This is a genomic window from Streptomyces sp. NPDC058469, assembly GCF_042721125.1.
Taxonomy (GTDB): domain Bacteria; phylum Actinomycetota; class Actinomycetes; order Streptomycetales; family Streptomycetaceae; genus Streptomyces.
In genome coordinates, this window is sequence record NZ_JBHXME010000301.1 from 1 (window position 1) to 5,860 (window position 5,860).

Here is a 5,860-nt window from a genome sequence, read left to right on the forward strand (position 1 = left end):
GGGCGCGACGGACTCGTGGAGTGGGGAGGGGCTGGCGGGTGGCATAGGGTTCGGGATCGGGTCGTTTGACATGCCCGCCTGCGCGCTCGGTGCGGGCGTGACGGAACCGGGCGACGGGCTGCTGATCGTCGGGACCTGTCTCGCCAGTCTCGTCGCGACCACCGAGCTGGACCTGAGCGGTGAACCGGCCGGTCTGTACATCTCCCTCGACCGGCCGGGGCACTGGTTGCGGGCCATGCCGGCGATGGTCGGTACGGCGGCCCTGGACTGGGTGCTGTCGACGACGGGCGTCCGGCACGAGGAGGTGGACGCGCTGCTCGCGGCGACCCCGGCCGGGGCGAACGGGGTGCGGGTGCTGCCCTACTTCGCGCCGTCCGGCGAGCGCGCGCCCTTCGTCGAGCCCCGTCTCCGCGCCGAACTCACCGGTGTCTCCCTGGAGTCGACGCCCGCCGACCTGATCCGCGCGACCTGCGAGGGCATCGGTTACGCGGCCCGGCACTGTCTGGAGGGGGCGGGTCTCACGGGGTCGCTGGCCGTGTGCGGTGGCGGTACGCGCAGCCCGGCCTGGATGCGGCTGCTCGCGGATGTGCTGGGGCGGCCGTTGCGGGTCGTCGAGGGTGAGGTGGGCGCGCGGGGTGCGGTGCTCGCGGCGGCGGAACGGTACGGGGTTCCGCTGGACGCGGGGGTGTGGACCAGGCCGACCCGGATCGTGGAACCGGACGCGGACCGGGCGGCGTACTACTCCGTCGGTTTCGAGGACCACCTCGGTCGCCTGGCGACGGCGCGCCACCGGAGCCGGTGATTTCGGGGGCGGGCGCCTGCGATTCGCGGTGTACTACCGGCCTGGCCCCGCGTGGCGAGGAGGAGTTCATGACGGTACTTCGAAAATGGTGCCCGAACTGTCGTGGGATGCAGGACTTCCAGAAGATGGCCGCCGCCGAGAAGGCCGCCGTCCGTGAGGAGAAGGGGCCCCGGCACTACGTGGACAATCTGTGGCGCTGCGCCGTCAAGGGCTGTGTGCGGTACCAGCCGGCGTTCCATGCGCGAGGCGGCGGCGATCTCCCCGAGAAGTTCCGTGAGGAGAAGGCCGCTGCCCCGGAGTGAGCGCCGCCGTGCTTACAGGTTGCTGAAGTCCGGCCCCTTCGTGCGGGTGCGCTTCAGCTCGTAGAAACCGGGGACCGAGGCGACCGCGACCGTGCCGTCCCAGAGGCGGGCCGCTTCCTCGCCCTTGGGGGCGGGGGTGACGACCGGGCCGAAGAAGGCGATCTGCTCGCCGTCGGGCCCGGGGACGGCGATGACGGGGGTGCCGACGTCCTGGCCGACCTTCTCGATGCCCTCCTTGTGGGAGGCGCGCAGCTCGGTGTCGTAGGTGTCCCTGTCGGCGTACTCGATCAGCTCGGCCGGCAGGCCCGCGTCGGACAGGGCGAGGGCGATGGACTCGGGGGTCACGCCGAGGCCCTCGTTGTGGATGCGGGTGCCGAGCGCGGTGTACAGCTTGCCGACGACCTCGTCGCCGTGCAGTTGCTGGGCGGCGATGGCGACGCGGACCGGGCCCCAGGACTTGCCGCCGGGGCGCATGTTCTCCGCGTACTCCGCCGGGATCTCGTCGAGGCGGTTCTCGTTGAGGACGGCGAGGCTCATCACGTGCCAGCTGACCTCGATGTCCCGGACCTTCTCCACTTCCAGCACCCACCGGGAGGTCATCCAGGCCCAGGGGCACAGCGGGTCGAACCAGAAGTCCACGGGGGTCTTGGCGGTCTCAGACATGACGCTCCTCGGAATACGGCCGTTTCCCCACGGCAACACCGCCCCTCCCCACCTCATTCCCGGGTACCTGCGGTCAGGGGCGCATGGCAGGATCGGCCCTGACCGCATATCGAACACCATCCGAGGGAGTGCCTCCGTGCCCGGTGAGAATCTGACCCGCGACGAGGCCCGCGAGCGGGCCGCCCTGCTGTCCGTCGACGGGTACGACGTGTCCCTCGACCTGCGCTCGGCGGTGGGCGACTCCGCCGGGAGCGAGGGCACCGCGGAGGGGCCGCGGACCTTCCGGTCCGTGACCACGATCCGGTTCCGCTGCGCCGAACCGGGCGCGGCGAGCTTCGCGGACCTGATCGCGCCGGGCGTCACCGCCGTCTCGCTCAACGGCAAGGACCTCGACCCGGGCGCGGTCTTCGACGGCACGCGCATCCAGCTGGAGGACCTGGCCGCCGAGAACGAGCTGATCGTCGACGCGCAGTGCGCGTACTCCCGTACCGGCGAGGGCATGCACCGCTTCGTCGACCCCGAGGACGGCGAGATCTACCTCTACACCCAGTACGAGCCGGCCGACTCGCGCCGCGTCTTCGCCACCTTCGAACAGCCGGACCTCAAGGCGCCCTTCCGCGCCGAGGTGCGTGCCCCCGAGGGCTGGACGGTGTGGAGCAACGGCGTCGGTGAACTGACCGACGGCGTATGGAAGTTCGCGGAGACGAAGCCGATCTCGACGTACATCACGGCGTTCCTGGCGGGCCCGTACCACTACGTCACGGACTCCTACTCCCGTACCTTCGACGACGGTACGACGCTGGAGATCCCGCTCGGCGCGATGTGCCGCAAGGGCCTGGCGCCCCACTTCGACGCCGACGACGTCTTCCTGATCACCAAGCAGGGCCTCGACTTCTTCCACGACCACTTCGACTACCCGTACCCCTTCGGGAAGTACGACCAGGCGTTCGTGCCCGAGTACAACCTCGGCGCGATGGAGAACCCGGGGCTCGTCACCTTCCGCGAGGAGTACATCTTCCGGGGGAAGGTGACGCAGGCCTCGTACGCGGGCCGGGCCAACACGATCCTGCACGAGATGGCGCACATGTGGTTCGGCGACCTCGTCACCATGGAGTGGTGGGACGACCTGTGGCTGAAGGAGTCCTTCGCGGACTTCATGGGGGTGTTCGCGAGCGTCGGCGCGACCCGCTTCACCGACGCCTGGATCAGCTTCGCCAACCGCCGCAAGGCGTGGGCCTATCGCGCGGACCAGCTCCCCTCCACGCACCCGATCACCGCCGACATCCGCGACCTCCAGGACGCGAAGCTCAACTTCGACGGCATCACGTACGCCAAGGGGGCTTCCGTACTGAAGCAGTTGGTGGCGTACGTCGGCCAGGACGCGTTCCTTGAGGGCGCGCGCCGCTACTTCAAGCGGAACGCGTACGGCAACACGCGCCTCGGTGACCTGTTGTCGGTCCTTGAGGAGACGAGCGGCCGGGACATGGCGTCCTGGTCGCGGTCGTGGCTGCAGACGGCCGGGGTCAACTCCCTCACTCCGCAAGTGGTGTTGGACGTGGAGGGCGGCCGCATCGCCGAGCTGACCGTGCTCCAGGAGGCGGCGGAATCCCACCCCGAACTGCGCCCGCACCGGGTGGCGGTGGGCCTCTACCGGCTGGAGGACAACCGTCTCGTGCGGTACGAGCGGGCCGAGGTGGACGTCGACGGTGCGCGGACGGTCATTGTGGAGCTGGCCGGTGCGGACGCTCCGGACCTGGTGCTCGTCAACGACGACGACCTCACGTACTGCAAGACCCGCTTCGACGCGACCTCGTTGGCCACCCTGCGCGAACACCTCGGCGCGCTCACCGACCCGATGGCGCGTGCGCTGTGCTGGTCGGCGCTGTGGAACATGACGCGGGACGCGCTGTTGCTCGCGCCCGACTTCATCGACCTGGTGGCGCAGTTCGGGCGCCGGGAGACCGACATCGGTGTCCTTCAGGTGCTGCACGCCTGGGCGAACTCGGCGCTGGTCAACTACTCGCCGCCGTGGTGGCGCGAGACCGGCGCGAAGATCCTGGCGCACATCGCGCTGCGGGATCTGCGCAACGCCGAGCCGGGCAGCGAGCAGCAGCTGGCGTGGGCGCGTTTCTTCGCGTCGGTGGCGTCGGCGCCGGAGGAACTGGCGCTGCTGCACGCCCTGTTGGAGGGTACGGAGAAGATCGAGGGCCTGGCCGTCGACCAGGAGCTGCGCTGGGCGTTCCTGGAGCCGCTGACCTCGCACGGCGCCGCCGACGAGGCCATGGTCGCCGCCGAACTGGCCCGGGACGACACCGCGTCCGGCAAGCGCCACCAGGTCCGCTGTCTCGCCGCCCGTCCCTCGGCGGCCGTCAAGGCGCAGGCGTGGGCGCAGGTCGTGGAGTCGGACGCGCTGTCCAACGCGCTGGTCGAGGCCACCATCGCGGGCTTCGCGCAGCCGTCGCAGCGGGAGTTGCTCGCGCCGTACACGGAGAAGTACTTCGCGGCGATCGAGCGGGTGTGGACGGAGCGGTCGATCCAGATCGGCGTGGATGTGGTGCGGGGGCTGTTCCCGGCGTACCCGGCCGCGGCGGACGCGCAGGCGACGCTGGACGCGACGGACGCGTGGCTGACGTCCCACGAGGGGGCTGCGCCGGCGCTGCGGCGGCTGGTGCTGGAGTCGCGGGACGATCTGGCGCGGGCGTTGCGGGCGCAGGCGGCGGACAACGAGGGGCGGGGCGCTCAGGGTTGACCCTTGGCCAACGGTCGGGTGCGGCTTTGGCCTGTGATTGGCCTCTCCGTCACCGTTACTGAATACAGCTAATCCACCCCGTAACCCCTGGTCCACCCCATCCGGACCAGGGGTTTTCGGCGCCTACTCGGCATCCGAACGCCTGTCCTTTAGTACCGCGTTGTCCGGATTTGTCGACGGGCGTGTAACAGCGGTTAGGGAGCGGATCCGGCGCGGGAAACCCCGTTGCATGAACCACAACACCCCGCTCTCCCCCCGCCCCCTCAGCCACCTCTCCGGGGCGCACCGCCGCGTGCTGACGACGGCTCAGCTCCGGGCGCACGGCGTCCCGGCCGCAGAGGTGAACGAGCAGTGCCGTCCCGACGGGCCGTGGCAGCAACTCCTTCCCGGCGTCGTCCTGTTGCACTCCGGCCCGCCCACCGGCGAGGAGCGGCTGCACGCGGTGCTGGTGTACGCGGCGCGGGAGCGGACGGCGGGGGTCCCGGTCCAGCCCGGCGCGGAGGAGCCGCACCGCCCGACGTACACGGAGACGATGCTCACGGGCCTGGCGGCGCTGAGCCTGCACGGCTTCACGTCGGCGCCGGAAGTGCCCTCCCTGAAGCACATCGACGTCCTGGTCCCCCGTATGCGCCGGCTGCGCTCGACGGGCTGCGTGCGGATCGTCCGCACCGCGTCGCTCCCCGCCGCGCAGCAGGTGAAGGGCGTCCCGGTCGCCCCGGTGCCGCGGGCCCTCGCGGACGCGGTGGCCGAGTTGTCGGACGCGAACGCGGTACGCGGGCTGCTCACCGAGGCGGTACGCGGCGGCCACTGCGAACCGGCCGCGGTGGTACGGGAGTTGAACAACGCCAAGCTGCTGAGCCGCCCGCACGTGGTGGACGCGGTGGACTCGCTGCTGGCCGAGGGCCGCGCGATCGCGGAGGACCGCCTCTACCGGATGGTGAGCGAGTACGGCCTCCCCGACCCGGTGTGGAACGTCGATCTCAGGTTGCCGGGCGGCCCCCACCTCGGCGGCCTGGACGCGTACTGGCCCGAGCAGGCGGTGGCCGTGGAGCTGGACACGCGCGCCCCGCGCCAGGATGAGGACGCGCTGTGGTCGGAGTACGCCCGCAAGCGCGAGCACCTGGAACGGCTGGGCATCACGGTCGTCCACATCACCCCGAAGAAGCTCCGGGACGCGATGGAGCAACAGGCGGCGGTGGTCCGTACGGCACTGATGGCGTCGGCCGACCGCGATCCGGCCGCGTATGTCGTGGTGCTGCCCCGGTAGTGACGGACCGGGGCGGGATCAGGAGGGGAGAGGAGGGGCCACCGGGGGGTCGGTGGCCCCTCCTCATGTACGGCTAC

At 70.9% G+C, this 5,860-nt stretch carries 5 protein-coding genes; 4 read left to right on the forward strand and 1 reads right to left on the reverse strand.

Annotated elements, in window-relative coordinates; translation table 11 throughout:
* Together ACFWP5_RS51570 and ACFWP5_RS51575 are read left to right on the forward strand one after the other, a co-directional pair.
* The coding region (locus ACFWP5_RS51570) for an FGGY-family carbohydrate kinase (protein WP_384174120.1) at positions 1 to 802 on the forward strand (802 nt) is incomplete at its 5' end.
* Between the two features lie 107 nt (positions 803 to 909).
* Positions 910 to 1,104 carry a hypothetical protein gene (locus ACFWP5_RS51575; protein ID WP_384174123.1) on the forward strand — a complete coding sequence of 65 codons (195 nt, stop codon included), beginning with the start codon at positions 910 to 912 and terminating at the stop codon, positions 1,102 to 1,104.
* Between the two features lie 12 nt (positions 1,105 to 1,116).
* On the opposite strand, the gene ACFWP5_RS51580 is transcribed toward ACFWP5_RS51575, so the two are convergent.
* Positions 1,117 to 1,767 carry a DsbA family protein gene (locus ACFWP5_RS51580; RefSeq protein WP_384174126.1) on the reverse strand — a complete coding sequence of 217 codons (651 nt, stop codon included), beginning with the start codon at positions 1,765 to 1,767 and terminating at the stop codon, positions 1,117 to 1,119.
* A gap of 136 nt (positions 1,768 to 1,903) precedes the next feature.
* On the opposite strand from ACFWP5_RS51580, the gene pepN reads away from it, so the two are divergent.
* Positions 1,904 to 4,516 carry an aminopeptidase N gene (gene pepN, locus ACFWP5_RS51585; protein WP_384174129.1) on the forward strand — a complete coding sequence of 871 codons (2,613 nt, stop codon included), beginning with the start codon at positions 1,904 to 1,906 and terminating at the stop codon, positions 4,514 to 4,516.
* 229 nt (positions 4,517 to 4,745) lie between these two features.
* Positions 4,746 to 5,783 (forward strand): hypothetical protein, encoded by a 1,038-nt coding sequence (locus ACFWP5_RS51590; protein ID WP_384174132.1) that lies wholly within the window; start codon positions 4,746 to 4,748, stop codon positions 5,781 to 5,783.
* The last annotated feature ends 77 nt before the right edge of the window (positions 5,784 to 5,860 follow it).